Source organism: Catenuloplanes nepalensis (genome assembly GCF_030811575.1).
In the GTDB taxonomy this organism is placed as follows: Bacteria; Actinomycetota; Actinomycetes; order Mycobacteriales; family Micromonosporaceae; genus Catenuloplanes; species Catenuloplanes nepalensis.
Map to the genome: position 1 here is coordinate 1,455,651 of NZ_JAUSRA010000001.1, position 20,922 is coordinate 1,476,572.

Annotated in this window: 14 protein-coding genes and 1 pseudogene; 7 read left to right on the forward strand and 8 right to left on the reverse strand. The window is 73.1% G+C overall.

Translation table 11 applies throughout. The annotated features are described in order from the left end of the window. Positions 1 to 56 precede the first annotated feature (56 nt). Positions 57 to 6,512 carry an RHS repeat-associated core domain-containing protein gene (locus J2S43_RS06000; RefSeq protein ID WP_306827573.1) on the forward strand — a complete coding sequence of 2,152 codons (6,456 nt, stop codon included), beginning with the start codon at positions 57 to 59 and terminating at the stop codon, positions 6,510 to 6,512. Then, the gene (locus J2S43_RS06005) at positions 6,509 to 6,955 is read left to right on the forward strand and encodes a hypothetical protein (RefSeq protein ID WP_306827575.1); all 447 of its coding nucleotides are present in this window, start codon (positions 6,509 to 6,511) and stop codon (positions 6,953 to 6,955) included. The genes J2S43_RS06000 and J2S43_RS06005 overlap by 4 nt, the downstream gene beginning before the upstream one ends. Positions 6,956 to 7,003: 48 nt before the next feature. On the opposite strand, the gene J2S43_RS06010 is transcribed toward J2S43_RS06005, so the two are convergent. The 3 genes from J2S43_RS06010 to J2S43_RS06020 form a co-directional block, all read right to left on the reverse strand. Further along, positions 7,004 to 7,519: an acyl-CoA thioesterase gene (locus tag J2S43_RS06010; RefSeq protein WP_306827576.1), complete on the reverse strand. Its 516-nt coding sequence runs from the start codon at positions 7,517 to 7,519 to the stop codon at positions 7,004 to 7,006. Positions 7,520 to 7,561: 42 nt separating this feature from the next. Beyond that, positions 7,562 to 8,035: an NUDIX domain-containing protein gene (locus J2S43_RS06015; RefSeq protein WP_306827577.1), complete on the reverse strand. Its 474-nt coding sequence runs from the start codon at positions 8,033 to 8,035 to the stop codon at positions 7,562 to 7,564. A 68-nt stretch (positions 8,036 to 8,103) separates the two neighbouring features. Beyond that, positions 8,104 to 8,472, reverse strand: coding sequence for a VOC family protein (locus J2S43_RS06020; RefSeq protein ID WP_306827579.1), 369 nt, complete (start codon positions 8,470 to 8,472; stop codon positions 8,104 to 8,106). 155 nt (positions 8,473 to 8,627) lie between these two features. Here J2S43_RS06020 and J2S43_RS06025 point away from each other — a divergent pair, with 155 nt between their 5' ends. Then, on the forward strand, positions 8,628 to 8,921 hold the full coding sequence (locus J2S43_RS06025; protein WP_306827580.1) for a WXG100 family type VII secretion target: 294 nt from the start codon (positions 8,628 to 8,630) through the stop codon (positions 8,919 to 8,921). A gap of 58 nt (positions 8,922 to 8,979) precedes the next feature. On the opposite strand, the gene J2S43_RS06030 is transcribed toward J2S43_RS06025, so the two are convergent. Next, positions 8,980 to 10,230 carry a hypothetical protein gene (locus J2S43_RS06030; protein ID WP_306827581.1) on the reverse strand — a complete coding sequence of 417 codons (1,251 nt, stop codon included), beginning with the start codon at positions 10,228 to 10,230 and terminating at the stop codon, positions 8,980 to 8,982. Between the two features lie 88 nt (positions 10,231 to 10,318). On the opposite strand from J2S43_RS06030, the gene J2S43_RS06035 reads away from it, so the two are divergent. Both J2S43_RS06035 and J2S43_RS06040 read left to right on the forward strand, forming a co-directional pair. Then, the gene (locus J2S43_RS06035) at positions 10,319 to 10,600 is read left to right on the forward strand and encodes a hypothetical protein (protein ID WP_306827582.1); all 282 of its coding nucleotides are present in this window, start codon (positions 10,319 to 10,321) and stop codon (positions 10,598 to 10,600) included. Then, on the forward strand, positions 10,597 to 11,169 hold the full coding sequence (locus J2S43_RS06040; protein ID WP_306827583.1) for a hypothetical protein: 573 nt from the start codon (positions 10,597 to 10,599) through the stop codon (positions 11,167 to 11,169). The genes J2S43_RS06035 and J2S43_RS06040 overlap by 4 nt, the downstream gene beginning before the upstream one ends. Before the next feature lie 47 nt (positions 11,170 to 11,216). Here J2S43_RS06040 and J2S43_RS06045 read toward each other — a convergent pair whose 3' ends face one another. From J2S43_RS06045 to J2S43_RS06055, 3 genes are read right to left on the reverse strand one after another with little or no spacing between them, the layout of a single operon-like run. Next, complete coding sequence (locus J2S43_RS06045; protein WP_306827584.1) at positions 11,217 to 15,518, reverse strand: FtsK/SpoIIIE domain-containing protein; 4,302 nt, start codon at positions 15,516 to 15,518, stop codon at positions 11,217 to 11,219. Then, positions 15,518 to 17,146 carry a hypothetical protein gene (locus tag J2S43_RS06050; protein ID WP_306827586.1) on the reverse strand — a complete coding sequence of 543 codons (1,629 nt, stop codon included), beginning with the start codon at positions 17,144 to 17,146 and terminating at the stop codon, positions 15,518 to 15,520. The genes J2S43_RS06045 and J2S43_RS06050 overlap by 1 nt, the downstream gene beginning before the upstream one ends. Before the next feature lie 27 nt (positions 17,147 to 17,173). Further along, positions 17,174 to 17,728: a hypothetical protein gene (locus tag J2S43_RS06055; RefSeq protein ID WP_306827587.1), complete on the reverse strand. Its 555-nt coding sequence runs from the start codon at positions 17,726 to 17,728 to the stop codon at positions 17,174 to 17,176. A 125-nt stretch (positions 17,729 to 17,853) separates the two neighbouring features. Here J2S43_RS06055 and J2S43_RS06060 point away from each other — a divergent pair. Together J2S43_RS06060 and J2S43_RS06065 are read left to right on the forward strand one after the other, a co-directional pair. Continuing rightward, positions 17,854 to 18,258, forward strand: a pseudogene (locus tag J2S43_RS06060) (sigma-70 family RNA polymerase sigma factor); the annotation flags it as partial. Positions 18,259 to 18,370: 112 nt separating this feature from the next. Beyond that, the gene (locus tag J2S43_RS06065) at positions 18,371 to 19,345 is read left to right on the forward strand and encodes a DNA topoisomerase IB (protein ID WP_306827588.1); all 975 of its coding nucleotides are present in this window, start codon (positions 18,371 to 18,373) and stop codon (positions 19,343 to 19,345) included. A gap of 162 nt (positions 19,346 to 19,507) precedes the next feature. Here J2S43_RS06065 and J2S43_RS06070 read toward each other — a convergent pair whose 3' ends face one another. Continuing rightward, on the reverse strand, positions 19,508 to 20,914 hold the full coding sequence (locus J2S43_RS06070) for an aldehyde dehydrogenase family protein (protein WP_306827589.1): 1,407 nt from the start codon (positions 20,912 to 20,914) through the stop codon (positions 19,508 to 19,510). Positions 20,915 to 20,922: the final 8 nt, after the last annotated feature.

Consider the following 20,922-nt stretch of genomic DNA (forward strand, 5'->3'; position numbering starts at 1 on the left):
GCCCGCCGACCGGATGACCGGCCGGCGGTTTTCTTGTGCCGATGGGGAGGCATCCCGTGGAGCTGGCTCGACACAGATGGCGGGCGACGGCCGGTGGGCTCACCGCGCTCATGGTCGCCGCGCTGCTGACCGTGCCCGGATCGGTGAGCATCACGCCGCCGGAGCGTCTGCAGGGACAGGTCGAGCCGGTCGACGCGAACGGCCGCGAGGTCGGCGGTGCGAGCCCGGTCGCGGAGCCGGCCACCCGGGCCGAGCTGCCCGACCCGGTCTGGCCGGCGGCCAAGACCGCGGCGGTGCGCCTGCCGGCCGGCCAGGCGCGGGTGCGGGCCGGCGACCTGCCGGTCACGGTCGCGCGCGCGACCGGCACCGTGGGCGAACGGCTCTCCGCGGACCTGACCGTCGAGGTGATCGACCGGAACGCGGTGCCGGAGAGCCTCCGGGACGGCGTCGTCGTCCGGGTCACGGAGCCGAAGCGCTCCGGCGGAGCCGCGTCCGTGTCCGTCGACTACGACCGGTTCGGGCACGCATACGGCGGTGGCTGGGCCGACCGGCTGCGCCTGTGGGAGCTCCCGGAGTGCGCGCTGACCACGCCGGCGAAGCCCGGCTGCGCCGCGGTGCCGCTGCCGACGCGCAACGACGGCACGGCCGGCACCGTCACCGGCGAGGCCGAGCTGCGATCCGCGGGCGTGCTGCTGGCCGTCGCCGCCGCGCCGACCGGCTCGTCCGGCGACTTCACCGCGACCTCGCTGAGCGCGTCGTCCAGCTGGAGCGCCGGCACCAACACCGGCAACTTCAGCTGGCAGTACGGCATCGACACGCCGCCGATCGAGGCCGGGCCGCAGCCGAGCCTGGCCGTCTCCTACTCCTCCGGCAGCGCGGACGGCCGCTCCTCGGCGACGAACAACCAGCCCGGCTGGCTCGGCGAGGGCTTCGACCTGGGGGCCGGCTTCGTCGAGCGGAAGTACGTCGGGTGCGCCGACGACACCGACGGCGGCGCGAGCAACGGCGAGGACTTCCGGACCGGCGACCTGTGCTGGCGGTCGGACAACGCGATCCTCAGCCTGAACGGCAGCTCCAGCGAGCTCATCTACGAGACGGGCAAGGGCTGGCACTCGCGGTCCGAGGACGGCTCCAAGGTGGAGAAGCTGCTCGGCGCGGCCAACGGTGACGACAACGGCGAGCACTGGCGGCTGACCACCGCGGCCGGCACCCAGTACTACTTCGGCCTGGCCGCGCTGCCCGGCCAGAGCGCGGCGACGAACTCGGCGTGGACCGTGCCGGTCTACGGCAACCACGCGAACGAGCCGTGCCGCGCCGACTCGAAGGTCTTCAAGGATTCGGTCTGCGACCAGGCGTGGCGGTGGAACCTCGACTACGTGGTGGACACGCGCGGGAACACGCTGTCCTACTGGTACGACCAGGAGAAGAACCAGTACGCGACCCGGGCCACGGACACCGAGAACGTCGACTACGTCCGCGGCGGCACGCTCGCGCGGATCGACTACGGCACGTGGGACCGCGGCGCCACCGACCGGTCCGTCACGCCGGCCGCGCAGGTGGTCTTCTCGGTGGCGGACCGCTGCCTGGCGGACTGCGGCGACGACGACAGCTGGCCGGACGTGCCGCGTGATCAGGAGTGCAAGCTGGACGCGACCGAGTGCGCGGGCGACTACTCGCCCACGTTCTGGTCGACGAAGCGGCTGGCGAAGGTCACCACCAAGGTCTGGGACACCACCAAGACCACGCCGGCCTGGCAGGACGTCTCCTCCTGGACGTTCACGCAGTCGTTCCCGGACCCGCACGACGGCACGGCCGAGGGCCTGTGGCTCGACAGGATCGTGCGCGCGGGTCACGTCGGCGGCACCGTCACCATGCCACCGGTCACGTTCACGCCGGTACCGAAGGTCAACCGCGTGCTGACCGCGACCAACCAGACGAACTCCTGGCAACGGCTGGCCCGGGTGACGTCCGAGACCGGCGCGTTCACCGACATCAGCTACACCGAGCCGGAGTGCACGGACACGAACAAGCCCGCGTCCGCCGCCGCCAACACCATGCTGTGCTACCCGGTGATCGGCCCGGACCCGTACGACCCGACCGGCGACGGGCCGGACATCACCGAGTGGTGGCACAAGTACCTCGTCACCAAGGTGATCGAGAACGACACCCCGCTGACGGACTACCGGTCACCGTCGAAGGTCACCACCTACACGTACGAGGGCGAGCCGGCGTGGCACTACGCCGACGACGACGGCTTCATCGAGGCGAAACGGAAGACCTGGAACCAGTTCCGGGGGTACGCCGGGGTCAGCACCGAGGTCGGCAGCGGCAGCGTGAAGACGCTCAGCCGGACCACGTACTTCCGCGGCATGCACGGCGACCGGGCCGCGGTGTCCGGCGGCACCCGTACCGTGTCGGTCGGTGCGACGATCGGCGCGGCCGTTCCGGACGAGGACGCGTTCTCCGGCATGGTCCGCGAAACCACGTCCTACAACGGGTCGCTGGACCGGCCGGTCTCCAAGACGGTCAACGTGCCCTGGCAGTCCGCGCCGACCGCGTCCCGCACGATCAACGGCGACACGGTCACGGCCCGCTTCGTCAAGACCGCGATCACGCACACCGCCACCGCGATCGGCCTCGACCGGGTGGAGAGCTGGCGCACCGGACGCACCGAGACGAAGTTCGACTCCACCTACGGCACGCCCGACTGGGTGCAGGACGACGGCGACACCACGGTCACCGGCGACGAGACCTGTCAGGTGACCGTCTACAACCGCAACACGGATCGGAACCTCGTCAGCCTCGCGAAGCGGGTCACGAAGACCGCGCTGCCGTGCGGCACCGCACCGACCGCCGCCGTACAGGTCCTCTCGGACAGCCGCACCTCGTACGACGGCGCGACGAGCCCGGACACCGCGCCGACGTTCGGCTCGCTGTCCAAGGTGGAGCGAATGTCGGCCTGGACGCCGGCCGGTGGCACGCAGTGGCAGACGATGAGCGAGTCGACCTACGACGTGTTCGGGCGGCCGCGCACCAACACGGACGTCAAGGGCAACGTCACCACCACCGCGTACACGCCGGCGAACGGCGGCCTGCTCACCTCCAGCGTGACCACGAACCACCTCGGCTGGACGGAGAAGGCCACGCGGGCGCCGTACTGGGGCGTCCCGATCGACACCACGGACTGGAACGCACAGGTCACGACCGTCGACTACGACCCGATGGGCCGGGTGGCGGCGGTCTGGCGCGCGGGCCGGCCGAAGGACGCGAACAAGGACACGCCGAACAGCCGCTTCGAGTACGTCTTCGCCGCGGACCGCACCGCGTATCCGTACGTGAAGACCCAGGCGCTGAACGCCAAGGGCAAGTACGTCACCTCGTACGAGATCTTCGACGGACAGCTCCGGTCGCGGCAGAAGCAGTCCGCAGGGGTCGGCGGTGGCCGGGTGGTGACCGACACCCGCTACGACGAGTACGGCCGGGTCGAGGCCGCGTACGGCGCCCACGCGGAGACCGGCACACCGTCCGGCACGCTCTGGGGCGAGCCGGAGTGGTCGATCCCGACCGTCACCCGCACCGAGTACGACCTGGCGGGCCGCGCCACCGCGAGCATCCTGCTGGCCGGTTCGGCGACCACGAACCAGGTGGAGAAGTGGCGCACCACCACCGAGTACGCCGGTGACCGCACCATGGTCACGCCGGCTGAGGGCGCCACGCCGACCACCACGATCGTCGACTTCCAGGGCCGGACGACCGAGCTGCGCCACCACACCACGGCGGCCGGCGTCGACGGGGCGTACACGTCCACGTCCTACCGGTACGACGCGGCCGGGAAGCTGACCCGGGTGATCGACACCAAGCGCGACGAATGGATCTACACGTTCGACCTGCTCGGGCGGCTGACCAGCGCGAAGGACCCGGACAAGGGCGAGTCGAAGAGCGCGTACAACGCATTCGACGAGCTGACCACGACCACGGACGCGCGCGGCGAGGTGCTCGCGTACACCTACGACTCGCTCGGGCGGCAGACCGGCCTCTACGACGACACGCCCACCGGCAACGCGCGGGCGACGTGGACCTACGACAAGATCTACGGCAACAGCGGGACCGTCCGCGGCCAGGTCACCGAGAGCACGCGGTACGACAGCGGCCGGGCGTACAGCAAGCGGATCTTCGGGTTCACCTCGTCGTACGCGCCGACCAGCGTCGACTACGTGATCCCGTCCGGTGAGGCCGGGCTGAACGGCACCTACACGTTCACCTACGCGTACTCGCAGTACGACGGCTCGCCGATGGAGATCACCTATCCGGCCGTGGGCGCCATGCCGAAGGAGAAGGTCACCACCGGGTACGACGAGGTGACCGGCCTGCCCGTCGGCCTGACCACGAACCTGGCGAGCGCCGGCACCTACGTCACCTCCCAGGCGTACACCGCGTTCAGCGAGCCGACGGTCATGCAGCGCAAGGTCGCCGGTGGCGTGTACGTGGAGGACACCACCACCTACGACACGGTGACGCGCCGGGTGTCCGGCTCCACCGCGAAGCCGGAGACCAGCACCGGCAAGATCGCCGACGTGGCGTACGAGTACGACGACGCCGGCAACATCATCTGGATCTCGGACCGGCCCGCGGTGGGCGCGGCGGACACCCAGTGCTTCGCGTACGACCTGCTCGGCCGGCTGACCACGGCGTGGACGCCGCAGGCCGGACCGACCGCGTGTGGGACCGCGCCCTCGCTCGCGGCGCTGGGCGGCGCGGCACCGTACTGGACCGACTGGACCTTCGACGACCTCGGCAACCGGCGCTCCCAGACCACGCACGCGGCGGCGGGGAACACCACCACGACGTACGCGCTGCCGGAGCCGGGCGCCGGGGTGGTCCGGCCGCACGCGGTCACCGGCACGACCACGACGGCGCCGGGAGCCGCACCGGCCGCCACGTCGTACACGTACGACGCGATGGGCAACACGCTCACTCGGCCCGGCGTGAGCGGAGCGCAGACGCTGACCTGGAACGCGGAGGGACGACTGGCCGCGGTCGCCGAGGGCGGCAAGACGACGACGAACAACGTCTACGACGTCGACGGCAACCGGCTGCTGCGCCGGGACGCCACCGGCACCACGCTCTACCTGCCCGGCATGGAGGTCCGCTGGGCGTCGGGCACGTCGGCGACCACCTGCACCCGGTACTACACGTTCGGCGGCAAGACCGTCGCGTCCCGGACCGGCGGCGCTGTCGCGGAGCTGACCTGGCTGGTCAGCGACCACCAGGGCACGCAGAGCGTCGCGGTCAACGCGGCCACCCAGGCGGTCACGGTCCGCCGGCAGACGCCGTACGGCGAACGCCGTGGCGCGGCCGCGTCCTGGCCGAACAGCCGGGGCTTCGTCGGCGGCGAGACGGACCCGACCGGCCTGGTGCACATCGGGGCTCGCCAGTACGACTCAGCGCTCGGCCGGTTCATCTCCGGCGACCCGGTCCAGGACCTCCAGGACCCCCAGCAGTGGAACGCCTACGCCTACGCCCACAACAGCCCGATCACGTTCAGCGACCCGACCGGCCTCCGCGACCTCTGCGGCCACAACCCCGGCGACGCCTGCGAGCGCGGCCCCAAGGGCGGCGGCTCCAGCGGCGGCGGCTCCAGCGGTGGCGGTTCGAGCGGTGGCGGTTCGAGTGGCGGCGGTTCCGGCGGCCAGGGCGGTGGCGCCCCCTATGGGAACGGCAGCGGCGGCGCCGTCTCTGCATGCGCGTCGATTCGCGTCTGCGAGCGCGAGGGCGAGAAGGGGCCCTGGTACACCAGCAAGGCGCCGACGGTCACCCTGGCCTCGAACTGGGAAGAGGTCTACACGAGTCTCGTGCCCGGCCAGTGCATCTCCGGGATCGACGGCATCCACCCGTGCCACGATTTCGGTCCCATGGCCTGGGTGTTCGACGCCGTCAACTACAGCAAAGTCGCGGGCATCGATCCGCGTCTGCTGCTGGCCGTGCTGATGCTTGAGATCGGTCCTTCCGACAGGTTGAGCGTGGCCGATGACGGATTCCAGGCCGCGCAGTTGCTCGCGTATCGGCACGGCATCTACGGGCCGGCCAAGAAGGCGTATGCATGGGCTACCGGAGACCGGAAGTGCGAGGTGTGCGTACCTTCCATCGGCTGGGGCAACATCCAGGAGGAGGCCTTCCTCCGGACCAAGCTCAATCACCCGGATGCGCTGCGCAACGTCGAATGGTCCGACCTGATCGGAAGTGATTCCATGTCCATCATGGTCACCGCCTACCGGCTCGCCGACGCGGAGAAGTTCGCGGAGTCGAACAACACCGCGCTGCTCCGCTCGCAATACTCTCAGGGGGAGGTCGCGGCGGCCATCTACAACGTCGGCGAGAACGGGCTGATGGCCGGCCTGAACACTCGTGGGACGCTCGGCCCGGACGCGACGAAGTACACCAATATCATCCAGAACAATCTGCCTGACGCGGACTGGTTGATCTGTGGAAGCGGGGTGTTCGTGTGCTCGTGAGCCGCACAGGACCGCTCGTCACCGTGGCCGTGGTGGCGCTGGTGGCGTCGTCCGGCGTGGTGGCGTGTGCCTCTCCGCCGAACGAGTCACAGCGCTACCTGGCTGCCGTATCGATCCCCGGTTACCGGCTGGCCAGGACCGGACTGGTCTACAACTCCGCCGTCGGCTACTTCGTGGGGCCCTCGCCGGCGCCTGCGGCCTCCGCCATCGTGGCGCCGAACCTGGTGCTGGAACCGGCCCCCATCCAGATCGGGGTGGGGCGCGGGTCGTCCGACGACACCGGGGCGTGCTTGGTCCGGGCTGAGGACGAGGGCTCTGGAGCCCCGGTCGTCGATCTGGTGGACGAGGACGAGTTGTCCGGCGAGGAGGTGGACGGCCTCCGCGCCGGGACCCTCACCGTTGTGCTGGTCGACGTGATGTGCGACGCCCAGAGTCGCTACTGAGCGACGGTCGCGCCCGGTTCCGGCCCCGTGCCGGAACCGGGCGGTGCGTCAGCTGACGGTCGCGCGGCTGCGGGCAGCCCAGTCGAGGACCCACTGCGGGGCCGGCCGGTCGCTGATATCGACGTTCAGGGCGGCGGCGACCTCGAGGAGCGGCACCGGTCCGCCGGAGCGCTTCATGATGCGGGCGGCGACGATGCCGACGGCCGCGGTGTCGTCGCCGCTGCGAAAACGCTGCTCGACATAGACGGCGCGGTCGTCGTAGCCGAGGATGGTCGTCTCCAGCAGGAAGCGTGCGCCGGGGAGCAGTGAGCGTCGGAAGCTGATCGTCTGGGCGGCGACGATCGGGTACCAGCCGCGCGGCTTGAGCACGTCCAGCGCTCCGGAGCGGCGCAGCAGGTCGAAGCGACCCAGGTCCATGTACGCGAGGTACCGGCTGTTGTTCATGTGCCGGGCCATGTCCAGGTCGCTCGGTCGCACCCGGAACGACGTCCGCGCGGTGTCGTGCAGGCCGAACGCCGGCGTCTTCGGTCCGCGCCGGGTCGCCCACAGCCAGTCGATCATCATTCGCATACCGGGTTGACGTCTCAACGGCCGCCGCGGTTCAGATCAGGCCACCGGGAAGCCGTTCTCCAGGTAGACCGACGTGCCCTCGGCGCGGGCCCGGGACGCGGCGGCGATGCGGCGGGCGAGAAGGGCCGGAAGGCGGGCGGTGGCCTCCGCGGGCGTGCACCAGGCCCAGCCGCGCAGCTCGTCCGCCGGCACCCGGATCGCCGCGACCTGCGCGGGGGTGAGCGGACCGCCGTCGAAGACCAGGTGCATGCCCTCGGTGCGGCCGGGCCGGGGTGGCGTCCAGTCGGTGACCAGCAGCCGGCCGGGCGTGACGGTGAGCCCGAGCTCCTCCTCGATCTCCCGCGCCGCGGCCGCGTGCGGCGACTCGCCCGCCTCGACCGTGCCGCCGGGGACCTCCCAGTAGGGCTTGTACGACGGCTCGACCAGCAGGACGCGGCCCCGCTCGTCCCGGAACAGCAGGCCCGTACTCATCCGCTTGCGCGGCAGCGTCGCGGTGAAATCCTCGGTCATCGAGACAGACTAATGTGTGAGCGGCCGGGCGACCCTCCGCCGGGCCGGAGCCCGGCGAAGGAGGCCGATCAGAGGAGTGCCGCCGCGGATTCCGCGTTGAGCTGCATGAACTCGGCCAGCTCGCCGTCCGCGACCTCGGCCACCAGGCGCCGGCCGAGCGGCACGTCCGTGGCCGGCACGATGATCCCGACGTATCGTGCGGTCAGCTCCGCCACGGCCGCGTCGAGGTCGTCCACGATGAACACGGCCTTGGCGCGGGCCGCGGGTGCGACGGGACCGTCCGTCGCGACCGCGAACAGGGCGCCGCCGACGATCGCGATGTCGGTGTATCCGTTGTGCGACCGGATCGCGGTCTCGCCGCTCAGCGTCTCGAACAGCTCGACCGGCCCGTCCAGGCCGTCGACGGTGTACCGGGTGAGGGTTTTGAGGATCTTCACATCCCGGGGACGACGGTACGGGCCCGAAGGTTCGAAATGAACGACCAGCGGATGATCGTCCACGGTTCAGCGATGGTTTGTTGACATGACGTGATCATGCTCGATGGCGTGGGCGGCGATCCGCCGTCCCGGAACAGCGATCAAGGAGTGGCAGCATGCCGAACTTCGCCGTCAACACCGAGGAGACCGCGCAGACGTCCGCGTCGCTGCAGGCCGACTTCCAGTCGCTGCAGGACAAGCTGACCGAGGTCCGCGGCAAGATCGACGGTCTGCTGGCCAACGGCTACTCCACCCCGGCCGCGCAGCAGAAGTTCCAGCCGTTCTTCGAGGAGTTCGCGCGCGGCTTCGACCAGGTCAATCAGGGCCTGGAGGGCATCGGCAACTACGTGCGGACCGTGGGTGAGGCGTTCGCCGACACCGACCAGCAGCTCGGCAACGCGCTCGGCTGAGCCGCTCCACCGAAGATCAAGGCCCCGGGGGTACGTACCCCCGGGGCCTTTCGGTTCCTCAGGCGACCGGCGACGGCACGGTCACGACGCGGTCCAGCCACGGGATGCGGACCTCGCCGTCCGGGCCGGCGTACCAGCTCCAGAACGCGCCCGGTGCGTCGCCGCGGACCAGCGCGGCCCAGCCGCCGGGCCCGTCGCACAGCCACGCGAGACGCCCGGCCTCGTCCGCGCCGAGCGGGTGCGCGACCACGATCAGCCCGGTGAGCCGGCGCCGCCGGGCCGCGTCGCGCATCACGCCGGTGGCGCCCGGGCCGGCCGGACCGGGTATGAGGCCGGCGAGCGCGGCGACGTCCGGCACCCGGTGCACGCCCGGCGGGACCAGGCGCGGGTCCGCGTCCGGCCCGGCCACCGCGACGATCCGCAGGCCGGGGCGGCGGCGGGTGGTCTCGGTCAGGATCGTGGCGAGCGTGCTGGTGGCCACCTCCGGGTCGCCGCCGACCGCGAGCGCGCCGTCCAGCCAGCTCAGGTCCAGCACCAGCAGCTCGTCGCCGGTGCCGCCGACCCGGACCGGCAGCGCGGCGCCGTCCGGGCTCGCCGCGTGCCGGTCCGGACCGCCGGCGCGCCGCCAGGTGCCGGGCGCGTCCGCGGTCCAGCCGGCCGGCGGGGGAGCGGACGTGCCGACGAACGCGGTGGTCTCACCGGGCGCGGCCAGCAGGCCGAAGACCTCCACGCCGGCCGGCCCCGAGACCCGCGGTGCGCCCGCGTCGTCGCGGATCTCGGCGCCGAGCCGGGTCCGCAGCCGGGCCTGCGCGGCCCGGTGCCGCTTCGCCTCACGGCGGGCCGCGACGCGCACGGCCACCGCGCGATACCGGCGGGCGATCGGGCGCCGGGCCAGCACGCCCACGGTGAGCAGCCCGAGCAGCACGGCGCCGATCAGCGACAGGATCAGCGCGGGGTTCCAGAACGGCTTCACCGGCGTCGCGGGCCGGGCCAGCCGGACCTCCGGGCCGTCGGCGTCGTCCGGCAGTTGCAGCACCCAGCCGGGGCGCGGGGTGTCGCCGGCCGCGGTCAGCGCGCCGCCGTCCGGCTGCGGGCGGGCCTGGTTCAGCGCGAGGATCTCGCCGGCCCGGGCCGGGTCGCCGAGCGTGCGCTCCGCGATCGCGGCCAGCGACTCGTCGCGGTCACCGGCCGGGACCACGTAGACCTTGACGGTGCCGGCGGGCGCGTCGGCCGCACCGGCCGGTGCCGGGATGAGCAGGGACAACAGGATCGCGGCCAGGGCGGCGGCGATCATCCGGAGTGCAGGCATGGGTTCCTCAGTGGCGGGGGTCACGTGAACGGGCCGGGGGTCTGGGCTCGTGTGCGTCGCACATGGGCAACGCACACGGAGGCAGGCAATGGCGGAGATAGTGGTGCCCGGCACCGCGCTGGAGGAGGCGTCGGCCGCGCTCAGCGAGATGCTGACGTTCGTCGACTCCGACCGGATCCCGGGGGACATCCTCACCGCGTTCGGCTCGGACGCGATCGGCGAGGCCGCGCGCGACTTCGACGGGCGCTGGGGTGACGGCCGGTTCCAGCTGAAGCGGCAGGGCGAGGACATCCGGGAGTCGATCGAGCAGATCCGGTCCGGCTTCCAGAAGATCGACGACGACGCGGCCGCGAGCCTGGAGGCGAAGTGAACGACCGGTTCGCGATGCGCATCCCGGACGGCTGGACCAGGTACGACCTGACCGGCGGGGAGCTGGCCACGGTCGCGGCGAGCGAGACGGCCGCGGTCGAGGACCCGGAGCTGCGGGCCGGTGCCGAGGACGGCTACCGGCAGGCCGGGGAGCTGCTGCGCGCGATGGTGCGGGACGGTGCACTGGCGGCCTCCGGTCTGATCGAGATGCATGACGACGGGTTGCTGATGGCGTTCGCCGGGGTGTTCGGCACGACGCTGCCGGAGGGCTACCGGGACGACGTGGCACTGCTGCTCCGTCCGGACGGCGCGGCGCGGGCCGGCGCGGGCCGCACGGTGACCGCTGTCGAGCTGCCGGAGGCCGGCGCGGCCGTGCGGGTGACGTCGATCGAGCGGGTACCGGTGTCCGACGACTGGACGGCCGACATGCTCACCGTGAACACGTTCGTCGCGGTTCCGGACCGGCCGGGCGAGCACCTGGTGATCAGCTGCTCCACCCCGAACCTCCAGCACGCGGACGCGCTCACCGGCCTGTTCGACGCGATCACCGCCACGTTCCGCTTCGTGTAGGCGCCGGTGCGGGCCGCGGCGGATCCGCCGCGGCCCGCACCCGGACCTCAGGTGGTGCGCGGGACCTGGACCGCGGTCAGCGAGCCATCGCCGAGGTGCAGGTGGCCGCGGCCCGGCTGCGGTGGCCGGCCCACGATGCCGCGCGGCAGCCGGACGCCGATCACCTCGCCGTCCGCCATGGACTGCGGCGACAGCAGCATCCCGGTCCGGTTCCGCCGGGCCTGCGCCAGCCAGCCGGCCAGCGTGGTGGTCAGGCTCTCCGCGTTGCCGGCCGCGACCACGCCCCAGCCGTTCCCGGCCGCGCCGCGGGTCAGCATCAGCAGCTCCGGGTCGATGTTCGACTGCGCCATCAGCTCGGCGTCGTCGATCAGGATCGCGCCGGTCTCCTGGGTGACCTGGGTGAGCAGCGCCTGGAAGTCCGCCCGGGGCACGGCCGAGTCGTCGATCACGCCGATCACGCCCGGTTCGCCGGCCAGCTCCCGCAGCGGGGACCGGCGCGGCGCGACCACGACCACGCCGGTGCCGCCGGTCAGCAGCGACCGCGCGATCGTGAGCAGCGCGGTGCTGCGGCCGGAGCGTGGCGGGCCGCCGATCAGGAACGTGGGTGTGTCGCCCAGGTCCGGGCCGAGCGCGGCCAGCTCGTCGCCGCCGACGCCGATGATCGCCTGCAGCGGCTTGAGCCCGGCCGGCTGCCGGGCCAGCGCCTCCGCGAACGTGAGCGTGTCCGGCAGCACGCCGAACCGGCGCGGCCCGCGCCCGGCCGGCGGCGCGGCCAGCGTCTGCGCGATCGCGGTCAGCGCGGCGGCCTGGCCGGCGCCGGACAGTTCCGGGCCGAGCACCGCGACCTGCGCCTCGGCCGTGTCCGCGTGCCGGATCGCCCGGCCGGGCTCCTGCTCCGGCGGCACGGCCTTGCGGTCCACGCCCACGGACGAGTAGTCGGCCCGGTCGTTGAGGCGCAGCACCAGCTTGTCCTCGGTGGCTCCGGCGTAGCGGCCGGCGCCGAGCGACTTGTCGCCCGCGACGATCAGGTGCACGCCCGCGGCCGCGCCGTCGCGCAGCAGCCGGACCAGGCGCTCCATGTACCGGCCGTTGTCGAACGTGACGAACTCCCGCTCGTACACCTCGAACCGGTCCAGCATCAGCACGATGTGCGGCGGGCGCTCGTCCTCGGGCAGGGCGGCGCGCAGCTCCGCGAGGTCGGCCGCGCCGCTCTCGCCGAGCCGGGCCTGGCGGCGGGTCAGCTCGGCACCGAACCAGTCCAGCATCCGGTCCAGCCGTTCGGTCTGCTGCCGGTCCACGACCGCGCCGCAATGCGGCAGGCCGGTCATCGGCAGCAGCGCGCCGTTGCCGCAGTCGATGCCGTAGAGGTGCAGGCCGGCCGCGCTGTGCGCCTGAGCGAGCACGCCGGCGAGCGTGCGCAGCACCTGGGAGCGGCCGCTGCGCGCGGAGCCGAGCACGTAGAGGTGGCCGGCGCGGTCCAGGTCGAGGCGCAGCGGCTCGCGCCGCTGGTCGGCCGGGAGGTCCACGATGCCGTACGCGAGCGGGTCGTCCAGTTCGGACACCTGCACGACGGCCGGCAGCGCGGGCAGCCACGGGCTCGGCTGCGCGTCGATCCCGGCGTCCGCGGCGGCCTGCCGGATCGCCCGGACCAGTACCTTCAGGTCGGTCTCCGGATCCTGTGAAGGCCGTTTACCTCCGGTGGCGGCCCGTACCGGCGGCTCGGCCAGCTGCGCCCAGCTGATCTCCGCGACATCGAGCGACGGCGCACGGGAATCGACCGTGGAAGACGGCCGCGGCCCGCCGATCCGGCCGGCCTGGAACGGCAGCAGCGCGGAGTAGCTGAGCCGGGCGAACGCGCGCCCCGGCGTGCGCGGCGACAGCTCGCCCGCGTCCGGCGCGTCGATGATGTCCCGGCTCTCCGACGGGTCCGTGGTGCGCAGCGCGATGCGCAGGTTCGTGTTCGCCCGGATGTCCGGCGTGACCGCGCCGGACGGCCGCTGCGTGGCCAGCACCAGGTGGATGCCGAGCGACCGGCCGCGCTGCGCGATGTTGACCAGGCCGGTGACGAAGGTCGGCAGCTCCCGGACCATGGACGCGAACTCGTCGATCACGATCACCAGGCGGGGCAGCGGCGGCAGGCTCGCGTTGCGCGACCGGCGGTCGTGGTAGACCACGATGTCCGGTGCGCCGTGCGCGGCCAGCATGTGCTCGCGGCGGCGCAGCTCCGCGCCGAGCGAGGTCAGCGCGCGCTCGACCAGGTGAGTGTCCAGGTCGGTGACCATGCCGACCGTGTGCGGCAGCTGCTCGCACTCCGCGAACGCGCTGCCGCCCTTGTAGTCGACCAGCACGAACGTCATCTCGTCCGGCCGGTTCGCCACCGCGAGCGTGGCGACCAGCGTCTGCAGCAGCTCGGACTTGCCGGCGCCGGTGGTGCCGGCGATCAGCGCGTGCGGCCCGTCCCGGACCAGGTCGACCGCGAACTCGCCGTCCAGGCCGATGCCGAGCACGGCCTGCGTGGAGCGCGGGCGCAGGTTCCAGCCGGTGCGGACCTTCTCCGGCGACGGCGGTTCCAGGCCGAGCACGTCCAGCAGCCGGGACGCGGCCGGCAGCACGGCGTCGTCCGACCTGCCGGTGGCGCGCAGCGGGGCCAGGCCGCGGGCGACCTCCTCGTACCAGCGGGTCTCGGGTTGATCGACGCGCAGGCCGGTGACCTCGGCGTCGCTGCCGGAGCGCAGCGTGCCGGTGGAGCCGTCGCTGTGCAGCACGGCGCGGCACTCCTCCGGCAGCAGCCGCTCCTCGGGCTCGACGCAGACGGCGAAGATGCCAGCGGCCGGGCCGTCGCGCAGCAGCGGTACGACACCGGGCAGCGACCGCAGCCGCCGCGCGCCGTCCAGCACCACCAGGTAGGCGGGCTCGTCGCTCAGATCCTGCCGGGCCGCGAGCGCCTCCGCGCGCGCGGCGAGCAGCACGTTCAGTTCGGCGATCCGCCGGGACACCGACTCCGTCGAGGAGCCGATCATCGCGTACGAGTTGTCGCCCTCCGCCTTCGCGTGCGGCAGCCAGCGCAGCCACGACCAGCGTGTCTCCGCGTCCCGGTCGGTGAGCACGCAGACGCGCACGTCGGCCGGGCTGTGCAGCACCGCGGCCTGCGCGACCAGCCAGGTCGCCTGCCACGGCGCGCCCGGACCGGCCAGCCCGACCACGCCGCGGCGGGCCACCGGCAGCGGCACCGGCACCTCGTCCAGCATCGGCGTGGTGCTGCGCCGGTGCTCGTCCTGCGCCGGGTCCTCCACGGTGACGCCGGACGGCACGTCGGCCGTGCCCGCGCGCAGCTCCAGGAAGTCCGGGTCGGCGCGACGGCGCTCCCAGAGCCGCTCGGTCGGCTGCATCGCGATCCGGGCCAGCATCGCCGGGTCCGGGTAGCCGTGCCGGCGCAGCTTCTCCTCCTCCAGCACGGCCGCGTCCGCGTCCGCCCGGACCCGGGCCAGCGTCTCCTGGTACCGCGCCACCTGCTCGGCGAACGAGACCCGCCCGCGCTTGCGGCTGCCGAAGAGGGTGAGCAGCGCCGCGACCGGGGAGAGCAGCGCGATGAAGACGAACCGCCAGCTGCCGGTGGCCAGGATGCCGATCAGCGCGGCGCCGGCCGGGGCGAGCAGCAGCGTGGCGAACGGGATCGGGTTGCGCTCCGGCTTGCGCGGCTCGGCCGGCAGCCGGAACCGCCCGCCGGACGGCGTCGGCACGAACCGCGGCGGCCGGTTGAACTCCCAGGCCAGCTCGCCGTCCGCGCGGGTCAGCGGCGCGCGGCGGGGCAGCTCGGTGGCGAGTTCGAGCAGGTTCGCGCCGACGACCAGCTGGCCGCCGGCCGGCCACTCGTCGCCGTCCGTGCCGGCACCGACGCGGCTGCCGGCCGCGTCCGGGTCGCCGAGCACGAAGACCCGGCGGTCCGCGCGGACCAGCACGTCCGGGCCGATCTCCGGCGCGGGCGCGGCCAGCCGGATCCGCGCGGCCGGGCCGCTGCCCAGCCGGTACTGGCCGGGCCGCAGCCGGTAGGCCCGCCCGGCACCCGGACCGCCGACGATCCGCAGCTCGACCGCGTCGCCGGGCTCGGGCGCGCCGGTCGCGGGCGTGCCGAGGCCGAGCGCGGCGCCGTCGTCCAGGCCCGCCTCGGCCAGCGACCGCTCCGGCGGCACCGGCCGTTCACCGACGAACAACGCGTCGCCGGGCTGCGCGCCGAGCATGCCGTGCAGGCGCTCGGTGAGGCTGCCGACGCTCGCGTGCGGATCCGCGTCGACCACCACCCGGGCCGGCTCCGGCCGCCCCGCGGTGGCGACGCTGACATTGATTCGCACTATTTACGCCCCTTGAAGATGTTCTTGGCGAAGTCCACGAAGTCGGTCCCCTTCTCCACGACCTTCGGGTTGGTCAGCACCGCGCCCGTCACGCCCCCGGTCACCGGCGCGACGACCGCCTCCGCGCCCTCCACGAGCGTGCCGTCGTCGTCGCGCTCGCGGATGATCTGCCGGGCCGAGTTCTCGTCCTCGGCGGCCGGGTCCTCGTTCGTACCGTCGTCGGTGACCGTGCCGGACAGGCCCTCCGGGTCCGTACCCGCGGGGTCCTTGTCGTCGTCGATGCCCTTGGAGACGGTGTCGCCGACGCTGAGCGTGACGCGTTCCTTCGCGTCCTCACGGATCGAGTCGAGGTCGTGCTCGGCGTCGAACGGCAACGGCCGGGCCGGCAGCGGCTTGTCCGTGGGCAGCGGCGGCAACGGCCTGTCGGCCGGCAGTGGCTTGTCCGTGGGAACGACCGGCAGCGGCTTGTCGGTGGGCGTCGTCGGCAGTGGCTTGTCCACGTCCGCGACCGGGTCCGCGTCCCCGCGCCGGGCCGGGTCGTTCAGGATCAGGTCCCGGCGCTTGCCGTCGCCGAACCGCTGTAGGCCGGCCGAGACGCCGCCGGTGGCCACCGCGCCGATCAGGATGGTCGAGAAGTCCAGCGGCTCACCGTTGAGACCCTGCTCGATCGTGTTGAGCCCGATGGACGCGCTGATCTCGCGCGTCGCGATCAGCGCGGCGTGCTGGTTCGGCACCGCCGCGATCGAGGCGCGCATGTCGACGATCCGGTCCGAGATCGGCCCGGCCTTCGTCGCCGCGAACGGGACCTTGACGGTCCGGGTGACCGCCGCGCCACCGCGCAGCAGGCTGCCGCCCGGCACCAGCGACAGCACGTCGACCAGGAACGAGCCCAGCTTGAACGTGCCGTTCGCGATCGAGCCGATCGTGCGGATCGCCAGCGCCAGCCCGGCCAGCGCCAGGCCCAGCACCGGGAAGAAGATCGTGATCGCCGCGATGACCAGGTCGATGAGGATCTGGACGAACGGGAAGTCCTGGAAGAAATCGCCGACCTTCTCGAAGAACCCGCGCTCCGGGATCGCCCGCCGGGCCGCCTCGTTCACCGCGTCCGCCGCGTTCTCCGCCGCGAGCAGCCGGGAGTTGCGGACCGCCGCCGCCTCCGCCTGGAGCTGGTCGAGCCCGGACCTCGCGGCGTCGATGTCGTCCTGACGGTCCTCGGCCGCGGTCCGCTGCGCGTCGGTGGCGTCCGCGGGCAGCTCCGGCTGCGTCGTGTTCGCCAGCGGGCCGAGCGCCAGCGCGCGATCCATCAGGACGTCGATCTGCTCCTGCGCGGAGGTGAGCGCGTCCGCGTAGCCGCGGTACGCGTCCGCGGCCACGCCGAACGAGTCCGCGGTCTGCCGCAGCTTGTCCGGCAGCGAGTTGAGCGCCCGGCGCAGCGCGTCCATCGCGTGCCCGCGCCCGGCCTCCAGCTCGCCGCCGCGGCCCAGCACCCGGAACCCGGTCAGCGCGTTGTCCCGGACCTCCTCGTGCCGTGCCGCGAAGCTGCGGATCAGGTCCGGGTCGCCCGGCGCCGGGTCCTCGCCCGGCGCGAAGCCGAGCACCTCGAAGCCGGAGCCGTGCCGCCTCACCATGTGCGTGCCGTCCCGTCGATACAGGCTCTAGTCGTCACCGTTGGCCTTCCGTCCGTCCGGGGCGAACGCGAACCACGTACCGTCGACCGCTTCTCCGGCGAAGCCGCCGGGCCCGGTGTCGCCGCTGTAGCGGTAGGCCGGCCGGCCCGCGATGGTGACCTGGAGGCTGCCGTCCGGGCGTTCGATCGCGCCGAGCAGCTCCCTGTCCAGGCCCTTGAAAATGATCTTGTTGCGGGTCAGGACCGGCGGCCACAGCTCCGCGCACGCGTCCGCGCAACGCGACTCCGGCGGGTCCGCCGAGTCGCCGTCCCAGCGGTAGAGCGTGAACCCGTCGCTGTCCTCGACCGTGTCGCCCAGCCGCTCGTTCGAGGCGGCCCGGATGGACGCCGGCCAGTAGCCGCCGTTCGGGTTCACGTCCCGCGCGACCGACGGCGCGGGCACCGGGCCGGCCGCGGCCGGATCGTCCGTGGCGAGCGGGATCAGCGGCGGGGGTGCTTGCGCCGTACAGGCGCTGATCGCCAGCAGCGTGGCCGCCGCCGCGACGGCGACGCGGAACTGCCGGTTGGCCGGACGTCGGGGCACGGATCGTCTCCAGGGGGTCGGTTCACGTCCGGCAACCCTCACGCCAGGCCGTCAACGAATGGTCAACAGCCCGTTGCAGCCGTTCGTCGATGATTTGTCGACATGCGGAGGGTTCGCTTCGCCGCATGTCCCGCGACGAGCCGTTCCTGCGTGAGCTGTACCGCGAGCACGCTGGCCCGCTGCTCGCCTACGCCACCGGCCTCACCCGTGACCGCGCGTTCGCCGAGGACGTGGTGCAGGAGACGCTGCTGCGGGCCTGGCGGCACGCGGACCGGCTGCGGACCGGCCCCGGCTCGGTCCGTGGCTGGCTGCTCACCGTGGCCCGCAACCTGGTCGTCGACGCGGCCCGCGCCCGCCGGCTCACCGTGCCCATCCCGCCCGTCCTGACCGTCGTCCCGGACGAACCGCCGGACCTGGCCGAGCGGTCCGCGCTCCGGGACGCGCTGGACCGGCTGCCGGCCGTGCACCGCGCCGTGCTGCACCACGTCTACCTGCGGCGGGACACGGTCGCGGAGACCGCCCAGGCGCTCGGCATCCCGGCCGGCACGGTCCGGTCCCGCTGTCACTACGCACTGCGCACGTTGCGACACCTCTACGGGGCGGGCCAGGTGAGATCGCCACGTGCGGGGGTACTGCGGCTCCATGAACAAACTCCGGCGCAGCCGGCTGGACAAACCGGGCATCAGCCGCAGACGGCAGGGGACCGGATTCAGCTACCGGGACGCGAACGGCCGGCCGATCCGGGACCCGGCCACGCTGCGCCGGATCCGGACGCTGGTCATCCCGCCGGCCTGGAAGGACGTGTGGATCTCGGCGGACCCGCGCGGCCACGTGCAGGCCACCGGCACCGACGACGCGGGCCGCAAGCAGTACCGCTACCACGACGAGTGGCGGACCGCGCGGGACGCGAAGAAGTTCGACCGGGTGCTGGAGGCGGCCCGGCACCTGCCCGGCGTCCGCGCCCGGGTGCGCCGCGACCTGAGCGGTGGCCAGGGGCTCAACCGGGAACGGGTGCTGGCCGCGAGCGTGCGCATGCTGGACCTGGGCCTGTTCCGGGTCGGCGGCGAGCAGTACGCGGCGCGCGACGAGGACCCGTCGTTCGGCCTCTCCACGCTCCGCGCGGACCATCTCACCATCCACAACGGCGCGGCGACGCTCTGCTTCCCCGGCAAGTCCGGCGTCGAGCACTGCATCACGATCTCAGACCACCTGGTCAACACGGTGCTCACCCGGCTGAAGAAGCGCCGGCACGGCGACCAGCGGCTGCTCGCCTACTGGGAGCCGGACGCGCGCCGATGGACCGAGGTCTCGGCCGAGTCGATCAACGCGTACCTGCGCGAGGTCAGCCATCGCCGGATGACCGCGAAGGACTTCCGCACCTGGCACGGCACGGTCGAGGCCGCGACCGCGCTGGCCGAGTGCGGTCAGCAGCCGACCGAGGCGAAACGGCGGCGGGTGATCTCGCGCGCGATGAAGCACGTGGCGGAGGCGCTGGGCAACACGCCGGCGGTCGCCCGCGCCTCCTACGTCGACCCGCGCATCGTCGAGCACTACGAACAGGGCGGCGAGATCAGGACGGGCAGCGAGCGCGAAGTGCGAGAGCTTCTAGAGCAATGAGATATTCCCGCTTCCGGCGGGGGCACCTTGCGAGTGCTCCCGCGGGCACCGGTCGGCCGCGGGCGGCCTCCCTGTCTGTCGGGTGGGTGGTCCCGCAATTCAAGATCAAGGTGTCCCCGATGTCGTCAGAGCAACATGGGGGACACCGTGGTCTTGGGGTGCTTACCAGCCGGACGGGGGAGCCTCTATGTGGACGGCCTTGGTGGCGGTCATCTCGTCGAGCAGCTCCGGGCCGTACCCGAAGCCGTGGCCGCTGCTCTTGCGCGGGTGGGCCGCGCCGCCGGGGGCGCCGCCGAAGACCGCGTTCACCTTGACGGTGCCGGCCGGCAGCTCCCGCCAGGCGCGCTGGGCGTGGCTCATCGACGGCGTCAGGACGGTCGCGGCCAGCCCGTACGGTGAGTCCGCGGCCCGCTTCAGCGCCTCGTCGAACGACTCCACCACCATCACGGGCGCGACCGGGCCGAACGTCTCGTCGCGCATCACCGCCATCTCGTCAGTGCACCCGGCCAGCACGGTCGGCGGGTAGAACGCGCCCGGCCCGTCCGGCACGCCGCCGCCCGCACGTCGTTGCGCGCCGGCCTCCAGCGCGGCCGTGACCTGCGCGTGCACGCCGTCGCGCAGCCGCGTGTCGACGAGCGGCCCGATCTTCCCGCCCCAGGTCTCCGCCTCCGCCGCCAGCGCGTCCAGGAACGCGTCCGCCACCTCCCGGTGCACGTAGATCCGCTCGACCGCCACGCAGATCTGCCCCGAGTTCGCGAACGCGCCGGTCGCGGCCTGCGCGGCGGCCCAGGCCGGGTCGACGCCGGCGTCCACGATCAGCGGGTCGCTGCCGCCGTTCTCCAGCAGCGCCTTCGCTCCGGTCCGCGCGCACGCGGCCGCGATCGACCGGCCGGTCGCGGTCGAGCCGACGTGCGCGACCACGTCCACCTCGGCAGCGGCCAGCGTGGCGCCGACCGGGCCGTCGCCGTTGACCAGCGACAGCACGCCGTCCGGGAAGTGCGGTGCGCAGAGTTCGGCCAGCCGGTGACCGGTGGCGGGCGTACGCTCGCTGGGCTTGTGCACGACCGTGTTGCCGGTGACCAGCGCGGCGCCGAGCAGCCCGCAGGCGACCGCGACCGGGTCGTTCCACGGCGTGATCACCGCGACCACGCCGCGCGGGCCGAACGCCATCAGGTCGATCGCGTTGTCATTCCCGGCCAGCGCGTGGCCGCGGTGCACCGGGCCGAGCTCCGCGTACTGCCGCAGCGTGCCGACGCCCGCCTCGACCGAGCCGGCGGCCTCGTCCACCGGCTTCCCCATCTCCGCGTGCATCAGCGCGGCCAGCTCGCCGGTCGCCGCCTCCACCGTGTCCGCGGCCGCTCGCAGCGCGGCGGCACGATCCGCCGGTGACGTGCCGGCCCAGCTCGGCGCGGTCTGGCGCGCGGCGTGGACGGCAGCGGTCACGTCCGCGTCGGAGGAGGCCGGCACGGTGCTCACCGGTTCACCGGTCGAAGGATCAGAAACGGTCACGTTACGGCCGGAGCCGCCCTCGCTCCAGACGCCGCCAATGAGCTGTCGCACGAGATTCATCGCGCATG

Bases quoted from the DNA above. Each gene is read 5' to 3' on its own strand.
- J2S43_RS06010 (WP_306827576.1), bottom strand. From the start codon at position 7,519: ATGATGATCGACTGGCTGTGGGCGACCCGGCGCGGACCGAAGACGCCG.
- J2S43_RS06015 (WP_306827577.1), bottom strand. From the start codon at position 8,035: ATGACCGAGGATTTCACCGCGACGCTGCCGCGCAAGCGGATGAGTACG.
- J2S43_RS06025 (WP_306827580.1), top strand. From the start codon at position 8,628: ATGCCGAACTTCGCCGTCAACACCGAGGAGACCGCGCAGACGTCCGCG.
- J2S43_RS06030 (WP_306827581.1), bottom strand. From the start codon at position 10,230: ATGCCTGCACTCCGGATGATCGCCGCCGCCCTGGCCGCGATCCTGTTG.
- J2S43_RS06035 (WP_306827582.1), top strand. From the start codon at position 10,319: ATGGCGGAGATAGTGGTGCCCGGCACCGCGCTGGAGGAGGCGTCGGCC.
- J2S43_RS06050 (WP_306827586.1), bottom strand. From the start codon at position 17,146: ATGGTGAGGCGGCACGGCTCCGGCTTCGAGGTGCTCGGCTTCGCGCCG.
- J2S43_RS06065 (WP_306827588.1), top strand. From the start codon at position 18,371: ATGAACAAACTCCGGCGCAGCCGGCTGGACAAACCGGGCATCAGCCGC.
- J2S43_RS06070 (WP_306827589.1), bottom strand. From the start codon at position 20,914: ATGAATCTCGTGCGACAGCTCATTGGCGGCGTCTGGAGCGAGGGCGGC.